The organism is Cupriavidus oxalaticus, assembly GCF_038900635.1.
GTDB classification, from domain to species: Bacteria; Pseudomonadota; Gammaproteobacteria; order Burkholderiales; family Burkholderiaceae; genus Cupriavidus; species Cupriavidus oxalaticus_B.
Genome location: NZ_JAYMRX010000021.1, coordinates 41,043 through 54,773 on the forward strand (window position 1 = coordinate 41,043; position 13,731 = coordinate 54,773).

Below are 13,731 nucleotides of genomic sequence, written 5' to 3' on the forward strand. Positions count from 1 at the left end.
GCCCGGGCGCCAACGTCCCGGGTGTGCATCCGATGCAGGGTGGTTGGCGATGCAAGACTTGGGTATCGCATTCCAGACGGCAGGTGGTGACTCCGGCGGAAATCACGACGGACCTCTCCCCGCGCCCCACGACTGGCTGATGAAGCGGAATTGCTCGCTGAGTCCACGCCAGGTCGGCTGGTTTTACCTCTCGATCCTCACTGTCTCGCTTGCCATCGCGTTGTTTTTCGCGTGGCAAGGATCCTGGCTCGTGCTGCCGTTTGCCAGCATCGAGCTGGCCGGGCTGGGGATCGCCCTGCTTGTGTATGCGCGCCATGCGACAGACTATGAGCGCGTCAGCATTACCGACGGCATGCTGGTCGTGGAGACAGCCAGCGGCACGCAGGTGACGCGCCACGAATTCAACCCGCGCTGGGTGCGGGTCGAACTGGGTGAATCGCTCCGCGCGCTGGTGACGCTGCGCTCGGGCGGGCGTGCGGTACAGGTGGGGTGTTACGTGGACCCGTACCGGCGACGCAAGTTCGCGCAGGAGCTCGCAGCGGCCTTGCGCCACCTCTGAGAGAGGGCAGGGGCGGCGGCGGGGGCAGATTTGAATCTGTAAATTGGGTAGATAACAAATGAAAATGTGGAAGAAGGCATCCGCAGTTTGTCTGGCAGGTGCGTCCCTGCTTGCCAGCCACGCGGCGTTCGCGGTCAGCGACATGCCCGGCGGCCCTGCCGTGCGCCAGCTCAACCTGACCGAGCCCGTTACCAAGATCGCCGAACAGATTCACTGGCTGAACTGGATGATGCTGATCATGTGCACGGTGATCTTCGTCGCCGTGTTCGGCGTGATGTTCTATTCCATCTTCACGCACCGCAAGGCCAAGGGCTCCAAGCCCGCTTCCTTCCACGAAAGCATCACGGTCGAAGTGATCTGGACCATCGTCCCCTTCGTGATCGTGATCGCGATGGCGCTGCCGGCCACCAAGACCGTGGTCGCGATGAAGGACACTACCAACTCCGACGTCACCATCAAGGCCACCGGCTACCAGTGGAAGTGGGGCTATGACTACCTGAAGGGCGAAGGCGAGGGCATCTCCTTCGTGTCGACCCTGACCACCCCGCGCGAGCAGATCAACAACGAGCAGCCCAAGTCGAACACCTACCTGATGGAGGTGGACAACGAGCTGGTCGTGCCGGTGAACAAGAAGATCCGCATCGTTACCACCGCCAACGATGTGATCCACGCGTGGATGGTCCCGGCCTTCGGCGTCAAGCAGGACGCGATCCCGGGCTTCGTGCGCGACACGTGGTTCAAGGCCGAGAAGATCGGCGTGTACCGTGGCCAGTGCGCCGAGCTGTGCGGCAAGGAACACGCCTTCATGCCGATCGTGGTGCGCGTGGTTTCCGATGCCGACTACACCAAGTGGGTCGACGGCAAGAAGAAGGAGCTCATGGCCAAGGCCGACGATCCCAACAAGACCTGGACGCTGGACGAATCCAAGGTCCGTGGCGAGAAGGTCTACGCCGCCAACTGCGCGGTCTGCCACCAGCCCAACGGCAAGGGCGGCGGCGCCTTCCCGGGGCTGGACGGCTCCAAGCTGGTCAATGGCCCGAAAGCCGGCCAGATGCACATCCTGCTGGAAGGCAAGGGCGGCATGCCGTCGTGGAAGCAGCTGTCGGACACCGAGCTGGCAGCGGTCATGACCTATACGCGCAACGCCTGGAGCAACAAGACGGGCGAAGTGATCCAGCCGGGCGACTTCGTGGGTGCCCGCGCGGGCAAGTTCCCCGAAGGCGGCGGCGCGGCCGGCGGCGAAGCGCCGAAGGCCGATGCCAAGCCGGCCGACAAGGCTGACAAGCAGGCCAGCCTCGCGGGCAACCGCGTCGCAGGCTGACCCGCTGAAGACAGAACAGGATTAGAGGAGCATTTGCGATGAGTACTGCTACCCCGGACGCACTCGCCCATCCGCACGATCACGCGCATGACGACCACGCGCACGATCACCCGCATGGCTGGCGCCGCTGGCTGTTCGCCACCAACCACAAGGACATCGGCACGCTGTACCTGCTGTTCTCGTTCATCATGCTGCTGTCGGGCGGCCTGCTGGCGCTGCTGATCCGCCTGGAGCTGTTCGAGCCGGGCCTGCAGTTCTTCCGCCCCGAGCTGTTCAACCAGTTCACCACCATGCACGGCCTGGTGATGGTGTTCGGCGCGATCATGCCGGCCTTCGTCGGCTTCGCCAACTGGATGATCCCGCTGCAGATCGGCGCGTCCGACATGGCGTTCGCGCGCATGAACAACTTCAGCTTCTGGCTGATGCCGCCGGCCGCGCTGCTGCTGGCCGGCTCGTTCCTGGCTCCGGGTGGCGCCACCGCCGCCGGCTGGACCCTTTATGCGCCGCTGTCGGTGCAGATGGGCCCGGGCATGGACATGGCCATCTTCGCCATGCACATCATGGGCGCGTCGTCGATCATGGGCTCGATCAACATCATCGTGACCATCCTCAACATGCGCGCCCCCGGCATGACGCTGATGAAGATGCCGATGTTCTGCTGGACCTGGCTGATCACCGCCTACCTGCTGATCGCCGTGATGCCCGTGCTGGCCGGCGCCATCACCATGGTGCTGACCGACCGCCACTTCGGCACGAGCTTCTTCTCGGCCGCCGGCGGCGGCGACCCGGTGATGTACCAGCACATCTTCTGGTTCTTCGGCCATCCCGAGGTGTACATCATGATCCTGCCGGCATTCGGGATCGTCTCGCAGGTGGTGCCGGCGTTCGCCCGCAAGCGCCTGTTCGGCTACAGCTCGATGGTGTACGCCACCGCCTCGATCGCCATCCTGTCGTTCATCGTGTGGGCGCACCACATGTTCACGACCGGCATGCCGGTGACCGGCCAGCTGTTCTTCATGTACGCGACCATGCTGATCGCGGTGCCGACGGCCGTGAAGATCTTCAACTGGATCGCGACCATGTGGCGCGGCTCGATGACCTTCGAGACCCCGATGCTGTTCTCGATCGGCTTTATCTTCGTGTTCACCATCGGCGGCTTTACCGGCCTGATGCCGGCGGTGGCGCCGATCGACATCCAGCTGCAGGACACCTACTTCATCGTGGCGCACTTCCACTATGTGCTGGTGGCCGGCTCGCTGTTCGCGCTGTTCGCGGGCTTCTACTACTGGGGTCCGAAGTGGAGCGGCTTCATGTACAACGAAGCGCGCGGCAAGGTCCACTTCTGGGGGTCGCTGATCTTCTTCAACGTGACCTTCTTCCCGATGCACTTCCTGGGCCTGGCCGGCATGCCGCGCCGCTATGCCGATTACCCGACCCAGTTCACCGACTTCAACGCGATTGCGTCGATCGGCGCGCTCGGCTTCGGCCTGATGCAGGTGTATTTCTTCTTCTTCGTGGTGCTGCCCTCGTATCGTGGCGGCGAGAAGGCCGCGGACAAGCCGTGGGAAGGCGCCGAAGGGCTGGAATGGACCGTGCCGTCGCCGGCGCCGTTCCACACCTTTGAAGTGCCGCCGCAGGTCCGCTAAGCGGCCAGCGTAACAAGGCGTGGTGGCGGCACTGTCCGCCGCCACGCCAGCCAGTCACACAAAATGCAGGCTCCAGACAAAAGCCCATCACACCCGGACCCGAAGGCCGCCAACCGGCGCCTGGGCCTGATCCTGCTGTCGATCGTGGTGGTTTTCTTTTTGGGGTTCTTCGCCAAGATGGTGTTCCTTGGCTGAGGTGGCAGGATAGCGAGATGAGCGTCGACCAGCAGGGCAGGGAAGCGCAGGAAGCGCGGGAAGCCGATAAGCGCTTCAACCGCGGCATGATGGTGCGATTGATCGTGATCGTCGCCGTGATGTTCGGCTTCGGCTATGCGCTGGTTCCGCTCTACAAGAAGATCTGCGACCTCACCGGCATCAACGTGGTGACCACGCGCGAGCTGCATGGCGGCTCGGTGAAGAACACGCAGGTCGACAAGAGCCGCACGGTCACGGTGGAGTTCGACTCCAACGCGCGCGGGCCCTTTGCCTTCCGTCCGGTGAAGAGCAGCATGGAAGTGCATCCGGGCGAGATGATGACCATCGTCTACGAGGTGGCCAACGGGCAGTCGCGCGATATCTCCGCGCAGGCCATCCCGAGCTACGCTCCCAAGCAGGCGACCCAGTATTTCAAGAAGCTGGAGTGCTTCTGCTTCAAGCAGCAGACGCTCAAGGCGAACGAGGCGCGCGAGATGCCGGTGGTGTTCGTGATCGACCCCGCGCTGCCCAAGGATGTGAAGAGCATTACGCTGTCGTACACCTTCTTCGAGGTGGGCACGCCGGTGGCGCAGGCTCCCGAAGGCCAATTGTCGGCACCCGTGACGGTACCGGCGCCGGCGGGCAAGGGCAGCTGAGGCGGAGGGCGCGATGGACGAGCTGAAGGACGCCGTCAAACGCAAGATGTCCTTCGCGCAGACCATGCGCGCTGTGCTCTGGTCGTTTATCGGCCTGCGCAAGGGCGCGGAGCACGAGCGCGACATGGCGCGGCTGAACCCGGTGCATGTGGTCATCGCCGGGCTGATCGCCGCGGCAGTCTTTATCGCGGTGCTGATTGTCATCGTGCGGATGGTGGTCAGCCAGGCGGCAGGGTAGCAAGGCAAGAAGGGTAGGCAACAAGGCAGTCGCAGAAAAACAACCGCGCCGGCGCGGCCGTCCAGAGGAGGCGGGGGGCCCCGGGAAACCGGCACGGATAACGAATACTGAATCAAAGACTCTGAGCTGGAGATAAAAGAATGAGTGCGAATCGCGCAAACGCTCCGTACTACTTCGTACCGGGCCCGTCGCGCCACCCGATCACGGCTAGCTTCGGCCTGCTGATGACAGGTGCGGGCGCCGCCGGTTGGGTAAACGGGCAATCCTGGGCGCCGTACGTGTGCGTCTTCGGCCTGCTGTGGTTCCTGTTCGTGCTCAAGAGCTGGTTCGGCGACGCCATCAGCGAATCCGAAGGCGGGATGTACGGCAAGAACATCGACCTCTCGTTCCGCTGGTCGATGGGCTGGTTCATCTTCTCCGAAGTGATGTTCTTCGCGGCCTTCTTCGGCGCGCTGTTCTATGCCCGCGCCATCGCCATGCCGTGGCTGGGCGACCTGAACAACAAGATCCTGTGGCCCGACTTCGCCGCGGTGTGGCCGAACCTGGGGCCGGCCGGCGTGGTGGAATCGTTCCAGACCATGGGTCCGTGGCCGATCCCGACCATCAACACCGCGCTGCTGCTGATGTCAGGCGTGACCCTGACCTGGGCGCACCACGCGCTGCTGGCCGGCAAGCGCAACCAGCTGATCCAGGGCATGGTGCTGACCATCCTGCTGGGCGCGATCTTCATGTGCCTGCAGGTGTACGAATACATGCACGCCTACCAGGACCTGAACCTGAAGCTGACCTCGGGCATCTACGGTTCGACCTTCTTCCTGCTGACCGGCTTCCACGGTTTCCACGTGACCATGGGCGCGATCATGCTGGCAGTGGTGCTGGGCCGCGTGCTCAAGGGCCACTTCACGCCGGATCACCACTTTGCCTTCGAAGGCGCCGCCTGGTACTGGCACTTCGTTGACGTGGTGTGGCTGTTGCTCTACGTCGTGGTGTACTGGCTGTAAGCTGCCGTACCCGCTGGCACCCCGCAGCGGGGCGCCGGCGCCAACGCAAAAGAGAAACGCCGCAGGAGGCCCGGCAGCCTGCGGCGTTTCTCTTTTGCGTTGGCAACCAGCCAGGTGGCCAGGTCAGGGCGCCATGCGGATGCCCGTGCTGTGGATCCAGCCCATCCAGCTCGAGAACAGGATGAACAGGAACAGCGCCACCGAGAAGCCCACGCGCAGCATCAGCGAGCGCATCATGTTGGGCGTCTTGCCGCGGTCGCGCATCATGAAGAACAGGGCGGAAGCCAGACTGGCGATGATCAGGATGAAGGCGACGATGATGACAAAGCGCATGGCGGGGCGGGTTGGCAGCGGAGCTTGCCGCAGTCTCGTAGTAGTAGTGGCCGCGATGGATGACGGCTCTGCACATTATCGCACCGGCCCCGCATGCATGCCGCAGGGTATGTCGGCGCAATGAAGGCAGGCCGCATACTCGGCGTGCTGCCGCTGGCCGCCGCGCTGGTGGTGGTGGTCGTGACCGCTGCCCTTGGCAACTGGCAACTCAACCGCGCGCACGAGAAGGAGGCGCGCGCCGCGCGGCTCCAGGCGCTGGCGGCACAGCCCCCGGTGGTGCTGGGCACCGCGCCGCTGTCACAAGTTGTGACGGACCGAAGGGTTCGGGTCACGGGGCGTTTCGACGCGGCCCGCACCGTATTGCTGGATAATCGCCCCCACGGCGCCGGCGGCCGCAGTGGCGACAGCCGTGCCGGCTTTCTGGTGGTCACGCCGCTGGTGATCGGTCCGGCACAGGACGGTGCCGGCGCCACGCGGGCGGTGCTGGTGCTGCGCGGCTGGCTGCCGCGCGATGCGCAGGACCGCACCCGGATCGCGCCGTTTCCGACGCCCGCGGGCGAGGTGACCATCGAAGGCACGGCACTGGCAGCCGTGCCGCGGGTCTATAGCCTGGGCCAGGCGGCCAGCGCCGAGGCCGGCAGCAAGATCCGCCAGAACCTGGAAATCGCCGACTACGCCGCCGAAACGAGGCTGGCGCTGCAGCCGCTGGTGGTCGCGCAGCGCAACGATAGCGGCGACGGCCTCGCCCGCGACTGGGCGCCGGCCGATGCGGGCGCGGACCGGCACTATGGCTATGCCTTCCAGTGGTTCGGACTGGCTGCGCTGACGGTGGTATTGGTGGCCGTGCTGGGCTGGCGCGCGCATCGGCGCGCGGCGTCGTCCGCGGCCCGCAACAACGCATGAACGAATGGCAGGTTCGCCCGGGCAGGTCCCCGGACGGTCCCTGACTGCAGATGAACAAGGACAGACGTACTTCCATGGCACAGCAAGACTCCGCCCCGGCGCCCGCCGGGACTCCGGCGAACCCGGCGAACCCGGCGAACCCGGCCTCGCCGCAGGATCCCCGCATCGACGCGCGCACGCGCCGCGGCCGCCTGCAGATGCTGATGCTGTTGCTGGTGTGCGCCTCGCCGGTGATCGCCTCGTATTTCACCTACTACGTCATCAAGCCCAGAGGCGGCGCCACCAACTACGGCGCGCTGGTCGATCCGCAACGGCCGATGCCGCCGGTGCGCGTCACCGACGAGCAAGGCAACGCCGTGCCGCTGGAGCAGTACCGCGGCAAGTGGCTGCTGGTGATGGCCGACCCGTCCGCGTGCGACGAGGCTTGCGCAAAGAAGCTCTTCACCATCCGCCAGATCCGCGCGGGCCAAGGGCAGGACCGCGAGCGCATCGTGCCGGTGTGGCTGATCACCGATGACGGCAAGGTCGACGAGCGCCTGAGCGCCGCCTACAACGAGCCCTACGCCGGCGTGCGCTTCCTGCGCATCGACCGCCAGGTGGCGCAGCAATGGCTGCAGGCCGAACCGGGCAAGCGTGCCGAGGACACCATCTTCCTGGTGGATCCGCTTGGCAACCTGATGATGCGCTTCCCGCAGGACCCGGACCCCAAGAAGCTGAGCGGCGACCTGAAGAAGCTGCTCAAGGTCTCGCGCATCGGTTAAGGGGACGGGCATGCTGCTGCAACTGGCCATCATCGGCGTCCTGATCGCACTGCTGCCGCTGAGCTACGTGCTGGTCAAGGGCGATCGCAACAAGTACCGCAAGCTGGTCTGGATCACCGCGTTCCTGACGCTGGACCTGATCATGTTCGGCAGCTTCACGCGGCTGACCGACTCCGGCCTGGGCTGCCCGGACTGGCCGGGCTGCTATGGACATTCCAACCCGCACGCAGCGATGGAGCCGATCCGCGCGGCCGAGACCGCGCTGCCCAGCGGCCCGGTGACGCTGATGAAGGCATGGATCGAAATGATCCACCGGTACTTCGCCATGGCGGTGGGCGTGCTGATCATCGCGCTGATGGTGCTGGCCTGGGTCAAGCGCCGCGAGCTGAAGCAGTCGCCATGGTTCGCCACCGGCGTGCTGGTGCTGGTGTGCGTGCAGGGTGCGTTCGGCGCGTTCACGGTGACCATGAAGCTGCAGCCGATCATCGTGGTCACGCACCTGATGCTGGGCATGGGTCTGCTGGCCGCGCTGATCCGGCTGGGCTCGCGCAGCGACCCGCCGCACCCGGTGGCACCCCAGGCAGCGCGGCTGCACTGGCCGGTGCGCATCGGCCTGCTGTTGCTGGTGATCCAGATTTTCCTGGGCGGCTGGGTCAGCACCAACTACGCGGTGCTTGCCTGCACCGACTTCCCGCTGTGCAACGGCCAGCTGGTGCCCGAGATGGACTTCCGCCACGGCTTCACGCTGTGGCGCCAGCTCGGCATGACGGCCGATGGCGCCTACATCCCGCACGCCGCCCTGGTGGCGATCCACTGGGTGCACCGGGGCTTCGCATTCGTGGTGCTGGGCTACCTGGCGTGGTTCGGCTTGCGCGCGCGCCGGCTGGAGGGGCTGGACCGGCAGGCAGGCTGGCTGCTGGGCATGCTGGTGCTGCAACTGGCGACCGGGATGTCCAATATCGTGTTCGATTGGCCCCTCGTGGCCGCGGTCGCCCACAACGGCGGCGCGGCGGTGCTCCTGATGCTGCTGGTCCGCCTCCACTACAATATAGGGCTCGCCGGGCTCACACTCGGGGCCGCCCGCGCCACTGCCCCCGCACCGAACGCCGCCCGCGCCACATGAAAGACAAGACCCCTTCCGTGGTTACCGCTACACACCCTCATTCACTGGGCAAGCTGAGCCGGATACGGCACCTGTCCCGGCAATATGCCGCCCTGACCAAGCCGCGCGTGACGCAGCTGGCAGTCTTCTGCGCCATCATCGGCATGTTCCTGGCCACGCCGGGCATGGTGCCGTGGCGCGTGCTGATCGGCGGCGCCGCCGGCATCTGGCTGCTCGCCGGGGCCGCCTTCGCCATCAATTGCCTGGTCGAGCAGAAGATCGACGCGTTGATGCGCCGTACCGCCTGGCGCCCATCCGCCACCGGCGAGATCACCACCGCGCAGACGCTGGTGTTCTCCGCCATCCTGGGCGGCGCCGGCATGTGGATGCTGCACGAATTCGCCAACGATCTGACGATGTGGCTGACCTTCGCCACGTTCCTGGGCTATGCGGTGGTCTACACCATCCTGCTCAAGCCGGCCACGCCGCAGAACATCGTCATTGGCGGGCTGTCCGGCGCGATGCCGCCGGCGCTGGGCTGGGCCGCCGTCGCCGGCGAAGTGCCGGCCGAGGCCTGGTTCCTGGTGCTGATCATCTTTACGTGGACGCCGCCGCACTTCTGGGCGCTGGCGCTGTACCGCCGCGCCGACTACGCCAAGTCGGGCCTGCCCATGCTGCCGGTCACCCACGGCGAGCGCTACACGCTGCTGCATATCCTGCTGTACACGCTGATCATGATCGCGGCGACGCTGCTGCCGTTCGTCTACGGCATGAGCGGCTATATCTACCTGGCGGCCGCGCTGGGGCTGGGTGGTGGCTTCCTCGCCTACGCCTGGAAGATGTACCGCAACTATTCCGACGAGCTGGCGCAACGCACCTTCCGCTTCTCGATCCTGTACCTGTCGCTGCTGTTCGCGGCGCTGCTGGTCGACCATTACTTCAAGTTCGTGCCGCAGGTCTGACCAGTACCGCGACGCAGCGGGCTGCGGCATGTTGCCGCGGCCGGCGCGGCGCGGCGGCGCCATCGGCGATACTGGGTACTTTCGCCGACGTTTCCAACCCTGATCGTTCTACACAAGCTTTCGCGCATGCCCAGACCCGCTCCCGGCCTGTTCTCAGCCTTCCGCCGCTTTTCCGTGCTTGCCGCGCTCGCGCTGGCGCTAGCCGCCTGCGGGCAGCAGAAGGCGTCGTTCCGCAATGTCGATATCAGCGGCGCCGCGGACTTCGGCAAGGATTTCTCGCTCCCCGATCACAACGGCAAAGTCCGCACCATTGCCGACTTCAAGGGCAAGGCCGTGGTGATGTTCTTCGGCTACACGCACTGCCCGGACGTGTGCCCGACCACCATGGCCGAACTCAAGGCGGTGATGGAGCAGCTGGGCCCCGATGCCGACCGGGTCCAGGTGCTGTTCGTCACGGTCGATCCGGAGCGCGACACGCAGGCGCTGCTGGCGCAGTACGTTCCCGCCTTCGACCCGCGCTTCCTGGGCCTGCGCCCGGCCGACGACGCCGCGCTGCAGAAGCTGGCCAAGGACTTCAAGGTGTTCTATGCCAAGGTGCCGGGCAGCTCGCCCAACAACTACACGGTGGATCACTCGGCGGGCAGCTATGTGTTCGATCCGGAAGGCCGGCTGCGGCTCTTCATCCGCCACGGCCAGGGGCCGGAGCCGATCGCGCACGACCTGAAGCAGCTGCTTTCCTGACGCCGGGCAGTGCGGCATAACGCCGCACTGTTGCGATCCCGGACAAAAAAAGCCGGTCCAGATGGACCGGCTTTTTGCATGGGCCGCGCGAGATCAGGCAAATGCCTGCAGCGCCCCTTTCATCTTCTTCATCGCCGCGGCTTCGATCTGGCGGATGCGCTCCGCCGAGACGCCGAACTCGGCGGCCAGCTCATGCAGCGTGGCGCCGCCCGAGCCGTCGTCGGATACGTTCAGCCAGCGCGCCTCGATGATGCGGCGGCTGCGCTCGTCCAGCCGGCCCAGCGCTTCTTCCAGGCCCTCGACCTGCATGCGGTCCTGGCGCTTGGCTTCCAGCACGCGCGTCGGTTCGTTGTGGTTGTCCGCCAGGTAAGCGATGGGGGCGAATTCCTCTTCGCCGTCGTCAACCTGGCCTTCCAGCGCCAGGTCGCCGCCCGACAGGCGGGTTTCCATCTCCATCACTTCTTCCGGCTTTACGTTCAGCTCGCGCGCGACGGCCTCGACCTGCTCCGGCGTGAACGTGTGCGAACCCTGCTTGTGGCTGCGCAGGTTGAAGAACAGCTTGCGCTGGGCCTTGGTGGTCGCCACCTTGACCATGCGCCAGTTCTTCAGCACGTACTCGTGGATCTCGGCCTTGATCCAGTGCATCGCATACGACACCAGGCGTACGCCCTGCTCGGGATCGAAGCGCTTCACGGCCTTCATCAGGCCGATATTGCCTTCCTGGATCAGGTCGGCGTGCGGCAGGCCATAGCCCAGGTACTGGCGGGCGATCGACACCACCAGGCGCAGATGGGACATCACCAGCTGGCGGGCGGCATCGACGGAATCGTTATCGCGCAGGTCGCGCGCCAGGCGCTGCTCTTCCTCCGCGGTCAGCAACGGAATCCGGTGGATAGCCTGGATATAGCTGTCAAGATTGCCGACGGTCGCCGGGAAGGTCAGCGCAAAGCTGTTCCCGCTACGGGGTGCCGTCGGCAGACGGTTGTTCGTCAGGGTTTGGTCGGCAGACAAGACTGCGTTCACTCAATCGCTCCTTTCGCATCCGGCGGATTTGGTTGCCGGGTCATGCCTCGCACGTCCCGTACGTCTTGATGGGAACGGCGGCGGCACTGCAACGCATCTTAGCACTCCAACCGGGTGAGTGCTAATTGGAGTCCCAATGGCCTTGATAGTTCCCGTCGATGGATTTATCGCACCGCATAGCGAAGTCGCTATTAAGCGGCGCCGGGGATACTCGCGGCTGGAGACACTTCTGTTAGAGCGAATGCGTGCCCGCCGGTTCTGCACGCCGGTGGAATGATTCGTTGCGCCAACGGCTACACTCGACGCAAGCGGCGGCAAGCTGGCATGCTTGCCGGCCTCTCTCATACCCGGAGGAGTTATGTCTGCTATCGAACACTTGTTGAAGCCGCATGTGCGCGACCTGGGCGATTTCACCGTGCGCCGGTTGCTGCCGGCCGCCGCGACCCAGACGGTCGGGCCATTCATCTTTTTCGACCATATGGGGCCGGTGCAGATGCCGCCGGGGGAGGGGGCCGATGTGCGCCCGCATCCGCATATCGGGCTGGCGACTGTCACTTACCTGTTCGAAGGCGAGATCATGCACCGCGACAGCCTGGGCAGCGAGCAGGCGATCCGGCCGGGCGACGTCAACTGGATGACTGCCGGCCACGGCATCGTCCATTCGGAGCGCTCGCCCGATTCCGCGCGCGCCGACGGCGCGCGCCTGCACGGCATCCAGACGTGGGTGGCCCTGCCGAAGTCGCACGAAACCGCCGAGCCGTCCTTTTTCCACCATCCCGCGGCAACGCTGCCGCGCATCGAGCAGCCGGGGGTGCGCATGGTGGTGATCGCAGGCGATGCCTTCGGCAAGACTTCGCCGGTCAAGGTCTTCAGCCGCACCCTGTACGTGGCGATCGAACTGGACGCCGGCGCGAGCGTGGAAATTCCGGCCGAGCATGCGGAGCGCGGTATTTACCCCGTGGACGGAGCGGTGGCGCTGGACGGCGAGCCCCTGCCGGCCGAGCACATGGTGGTGCTGGCACCCGGGCAGCCGGCCACGCTGATGGCGACGGCGCCGTCGCGCGTGATGCTGCTGGGCGGCGATGCCACCGACGGCCGTCGTTTTATCTACTGGAATTTCGTGGCCAGCAGCAAGGAGGCCATCGAGGCCGCCGCCAGGCGCTGGGAGGACGACCAGTTTCCGCGCGTGCCGGGCGACGAGCGCGAGCGCATCCCGCTGCCGGCGCGCAAGCCCTGAAAGGGCGGTCCGGGCTCAGACCGCAGCGCTCGGATCGCGCTCAGACCGGACTCGCCCAGGTGACGCGGGTGCCCAGCTTCAGGCACTCGCGGATGGCTTCTACCTGCGTGGCAATGGGCGCCGGTACTGCCACGGCGCCATCGAGCACGCGCCGGATCCATGCCGCGGTCAGGCCGGCATCGTTGCCGGGCGGCAGTTCCGGCACTTCCGCCAGCGACCCGCCGGCGGGGTCCACCAGCGTCTGCTGGTGCCCTTCATGCAGCCAGTCGATGCGGCTGTTGCGGCGCGCATCGGCGACCACTTCGCCCTCGGTGCCGCGTGCCAGCAGCACGTTGGCCGGCTCGCGCGAGAAATAGTCCGTCAGCGTCTCGCGGTATTCCGGGTGGGTATAGCTGTACAGCCGCAATGCCTCGGTCGGCGCGTGCTCGCCCACCGGCTGCAGCATCTTGGCCACGGTATGCGACGAGTTGCGCAGGCCGATCACGGTGCGCCGTTCCAGCAGCTGCGACAGGCCGGGCGACAGCACATCGACCGGCAGCACCGCCAGCGGCCCGTCGCCGCCAGTCTCGCGCAGGCGTGCCGAGGCTTCGGCCGTGCTCGCGCACAGGGGAATGCCCAGCGCCTCGAACAGGGTCATGCTGGTGACGCGGTCATTGAAGACGCGCGTCCCGTGCACCAGTACGGGGATGCCGTCGCGCGCCAGCAGCAGCGCCAGCAGCGGCACCAGGTTGGGCTGCTTGCGTGCGCCGTTGTAGCTGGGGATCACCACCACCGGACGCTCGGGCGGCGCGGGCAGCGGCTGGCAGTGTTCATGGGCCGCCTCGAGCATGCCGGCCAGCTCGTGCGGGGCCTCGCCCTTGATGCGGTAGGCCATCAGGATCGCGCCCAGTTCGAGGTCGGACACGCGCCCGGCCAGCATCGCGCCGAACAGGGTCTTGGCATCGTCGCGCGGCAGCGCGCGCGCGCCGTTGACGCCACGGCCGACCTCCTTGATATACCGGGCGGCGGGGAACGGGTTGGCTGGCGTGGTCATGGCGGCGTGGGGAGGAGTCT

At 66.0% G+C, this 13,731-nt stretch carries 16 protein-coding genes; 13 read left to right on the forward strand and 3 right to left on the reverse strand.

Going from position 1 to position 13,731, the window contains the following annotated elements; genetic code table 11:
- Positions 1–49: 49 nt before the first annotated feature.
- The 7 genes from VSR71_RS26340 (at position 50) to VSR71_RS26370 (ending at position 5,616) form a co-directional block, all read left to right on the forward strand.
- Positions 50–559, forward strand: coding sequence for a DUF2244 domain-containing protein (locus tag VSR71_RS26340; RefSeq protein ID WP_342916799.1), 510 nt, complete (start codon positions 50–52; stop codon positions 557–559).
- Positions 560–617: 58 nt separating this feature from the next.
- A complete protein-coding gene (gene coxB, locus VSR71_RS26345; protein WP_342916714.1) occupies positions 618–1,880 on the forward strand; it encodes a cytochrome c oxidase subunit II in 1,263 nt (420 codons plus the stop codon).
- Between the two features lie 38 nt (positions 1,881–1,918).
- The gene (ctaD, locus tag VSR71_RS26350) at positions 1,919–3,526 is read left to right on the forward strand and encodes a cytochrome c oxidase subunit I (protein ID WP_342916715.1); all 1,608 of its coding nucleotides are present in this window, start codon (positions 1,919–1,921) and stop codon (positions 3,524–3,526) included.
- A gap of 63 nt (positions 3,527–3,589) precedes the next feature.
- Positions 3,590–3,721, forward strand: a complete 132-nt coding sequence (locus VSR71_RS26355) for a cytochrome oxidase small assembly protein (RefSeq protein WP_342916716.1) — start codon at positions 3,590–3,592, stop codon at positions 3,719–3,721.
- A gap of 17 nt (positions 3,722–3,738) precedes the next feature.
- On the forward strand, positions 3,739–4,377 hold the full coding sequence (locus tag VSR71_RS26360; RefSeq protein WP_342916717.1) for a cytochrome c oxidase assembly protein: 639 nt from the start codon (positions 3,739–3,741) through the stop codon (positions 4,375–4,377).
- 13 nt (positions 4,378–4,390) lie between these two features.
- Complete coding sequence (locus VSR71_RS26365; RefSeq protein ID WP_342916718.1) at positions 4,391–4,615, forward strand: DUF2970 domain-containing protein; 225 nt, start codon at positions 4,391–4,393, stop codon at positions 4,613–4,615.
- Positions 4,616–4,755: 140 nt separating this feature from the next.
- Positions 4,756–5,616, forward strand: a complete 861-nt coding sequence (locus tag VSR71_RS26370) for a cytochrome c oxidase subunit 3 (protein WP_342916719.1) — start codon at positions 4,756–4,758, stop codon at positions 5,614–5,616.
- Positions 5,617–5,739: 123 nt separating this feature from the next.
- Here the strand turns inward: VSR71_RS26370 and VSR71_RS26375 are convergent, their stop codons facing one another.
- A complete protein-coding gene (locus VSR71_RS26375) occupies positions 5,740–5,949 on the reverse strand; it encodes a twin transmembrane helix small protein (RefSeq protein ID WP_029046742.1) in 210 nt (69 codons plus the stop codon).
- 93 nt (positions 5,950–6,042) lie between these two features.
- On the opposite strand from VSR71_RS26375, the gene VSR71_RS26380 reads away from it, so the two are divergent.
- The 5 genes from VSR71_RS26380 to VSR71_RS26400 all read left to right on the forward strand — a co-directional run bounded on the left by VSR71_RS26380 (position 6,043) and on the right by VSR71_RS26400 (position 10,418).
- Positions 6,043–6,852 carry an SURF1 family protein gene (locus VSR71_RS26380; RefSeq protein ID WP_342916720.1) on the forward strand — a complete coding sequence of 270 codons (810 nt, stop codon included), beginning with the start codon at positions 6,043–6,045 and terminating at the stop codon, positions 6,850–6,852.
- A 74-nt stretch (positions 6,853–6,926) separates the two neighbouring features.
- Positions 6,927–7,613, forward strand: a complete 687-nt coding sequence (locus tag VSR71_RS26385; RefSeq protein ID WP_342916721.1) for a cytochrome C oxidase subunit I — start codon at positions 6,927–6,929, stop codon at positions 7,611–7,613.
- Between the two features lie 10 nt (positions 7,614–7,623).
- A complete protein-coding gene (locus VSR71_RS26390; protein ID WP_342916722.1) occupies positions 7,624–8,736 on the forward strand; it encodes a COX15/CtaA family protein in 1,113 nt (370 codons plus the stop codon).
- On the forward strand, positions 8,733–9,677 hold the full coding sequence (cyoE, locus tag VSR71_RS26395; protein ID WP_342916723.1) for a heme o synthase: 945 nt from the start codon (positions 8,733–8,735) through the stop codon (positions 9,675–9,677). The genes VSR71_RS26390 and cyoE overlap by 4 nt, the downstream gene beginning before the upstream one ends.
- Before the next feature lie 126 nt (positions 9,678–9,803).
- Positions 9,804–10,418, forward strand: a complete 615-nt coding sequence (locus tag VSR71_RS26400; protein ID WP_342916724.1) for an SCO family protein — start codon at positions 9,804–9,806, stop codon at positions 10,416–10,418.
- A 93-nt stretch (positions 10,419–10,511) separates the two neighbouring features.
- Here VSR71_RS26400 and rpoH read toward each other — a convergent pair whose 3' ends face one another.
- Positions 10,512–11,441 (reverse strand): RNA polymerase sigma factor RpoH, encoded by a 930-nt coding sequence (rpoH, locus tag VSR71_RS26405; protein WP_342916725.1) that lies wholly within the window; start codon positions 11,439–11,441, stop codon positions 10,512–10,514.
- 358 nt (positions 11,442–11,799) lie between these two features.
- Between rpoH and VSR71_RS26410 the strand changes: the two genes are divergently transcribed.
- Positions 11,800–12,678 carry a pirin family protein gene (locus VSR71_RS26410; protein WP_342916726.1) on the forward strand — a complete coding sequence of 293 codons (879 nt, stop codon included), beginning with the start codon at positions 11,800–11,802 and terminating at the stop codon, positions 12,676–12,678.
- Positions 12,679–12,718: 40 nt separating this feature from the next.
- Here the strand turns inward: VSR71_RS26410 and ybiB are convergent, their stop codons facing one another.
- Positions 12,719–13,711 carry a DNA-binding protein YbiB gene (gene ybiB, locus VSR71_RS26415; protein ID WP_342916800.1) on the reverse strand — a complete coding sequence of 331 codons (993 nt, stop codon included), beginning with the start codon at positions 13,709–13,711 and terminating at the stop codon, positions 12,719–12,721.
- Between the last annotated feature and the right edge of the window lie 20 nt (positions 13,712–13,731).

Coding starts and splice junctions, on each gene's coding strand:
- VSR71_RS26340 (WP_342916799.1), top strand. CDS start 50: ATGCAAGACTTGGGTATCGCATTCCAGACGGCAGGTGGTGACTCCGGC.
- coxB (WP_342916714.1), top strand. CDS start 618: ATGAAAATGTGGAAGAAGGCATCCGCAGTTTGTCTGGCAGGTGCGTCC.
- ctaD (WP_342916715.1), top strand. CDS start 1,919: ATGAGTACTGCTACCCCGGACGCACTCGCCCATCCGCACGATCACGCG.
- VSR71_RS26355 (WP_342916716.1), top strand. CDS start 3,590: ATGCAGGCTCCAGACAAAAGCCCATCACACCCGGACCCGAAGGCCGCC.
- VSR71_RS26360 (WP_342916717.1), top strand. CDS start 3,739: ATGAGCGTCGACCAGCAGGGCAGGGAAGCGCAGGAAGCGCGGGAAGCC.
- VSR71_RS26365 (WP_342916718.1), top strand. CDS start 4,391: ATGGACGAGCTGAAGGACGCCGTCAAACGCAAGATGTCCTTCGCGCAG.
- VSR71_RS26370 (WP_342916719.1), top strand. CDS start 4,756: ATGAGTGCGAATCGCGCAAACGCTCCGTACTACTTCGTACCGGGCCCG.
- VSR71_RS26375 (WP_029046742.1), bottom strand. CDS start 5,949: ATGCGCTTTGTCATCATCGTCGCCTTCATCCTGATCATCGCCAGTCTG.
- VSR71_RS26380 (WP_342916720.1), top strand. CDS start 6,043: ATGCATGCCGCAGGGTATGTCGGCGCAATGAAGGCAGGCCGCATACTC.
- VSR71_RS26385 (WP_342916721.1), top strand. CDS start 6,927: ATGGCACAGCAAGACTCCGCCCCGGCGCCCGCCGGGACTCCGGCGAAC.
- VSR71_RS26390 (WP_342916722.1), top strand. CDS start 7,624: ATGCTGCTGCAACTGGCCATCATCGGCGTCCTGATCGCACTGCTGCCG.
- cyoE (WP_342916723.1), top strand. CDS start 8,733: ATGAAAGACAAGACCCCTTCCGTGGTTACCGCTACACACCCTCATTCA.
- VSR71_RS26400 (WP_342916724.1), top strand. CDS start 9,804: ATGCCCAGACCCGCTCCCGGCCTGTTCTCAGCCTTCCGCCGCTTTTCC.
- VSR71_RS26410 (WP_342916726.1), top strand. CDS start 11,800: ATGTCTGCTATCGAACACTTGTTGAAGCCGCATGTGCGCGACCTGGGC.
- ybiB (WP_342916800.1), bottom strand. CDS start 13,711: ATGACCACGCCAGCCAACCCGTTCCCCGCCGCCCGGTATATCAAGGAG.